The 623-nt window shown below is 36.8% G+C and carries 1 protein-coding gene; it reads right to left on the bottom strand.

Translation table 11 applies throughout. From position 1 onward, the window contains the following. The coding region (locus tag FKZ59_RS14470; RefSeq protein ID WP_246045925.1) for an IS3 family transposase at positions 1-623 on the bottom strand (623 nt) is incomplete at both ends.

The raw sequence follows: 623 nt of genomic DNA, 5'->3' as shown, positions 1-623 counted from the left end.
ATTCGGCACATTTTTTCGTATTCATCCGGTGTCAAATAACCAATGCTTCCATGAATTCGTTTTCGATTATACCAACCTTCGATGAATTGAAATAACGCAATTCTCGCTGTCTCAAAGCTTTCGTATTTGGTTAGATACACTTCTTCTTTTTTCAATATGGCATGAAAAGATTCAATACAAGCGTTGTCATATGGACATCCTTTTCGACTAAATGACGGAACCATTTCATGTTTTTTTAGTAGTTTTTGAAAGGCTTCACTTGTATATTGTGTTCCTAAATCTGTATGCACGATAAGACCAGGATCGGGCTTTTGATCTTGAATCGCATTCTGAAGTGCTTCCAGCACAATTTCTGATGTCATGGTACGAGAGAATTTATATCCGACCACTTTTTTTGTATGTAAATCAAGAACGGACGCTAGATAACACCAACCATCACGAAGCGTATGGACATATGTAATATCAGCTACCCATTTTTCGTTGATTGTTGTTGTAGTGAAATCTTGATTTAATACATTTTCTCGTTCTTCTACGGGCTTTTGTGTTGGTGTTGGGCGGAATTTTTTTACAATACATGATTGGATGCCTGCTTGTTTCATCAAACGTTGAACTCGATTGATACT

Source organism: Ureibacillus terrenus, from assembly GCF_006569205.1.
Classification (GTDB): domain Bacteria; phylum Bacillota; class Bacilli; order Bacillales_A; family Planococcaceae; genus Ureibacillus; species Ureibacillus terrenus.
This window is presented reverse-complemented; position numbering and strand designations above follow the sequence as displayed.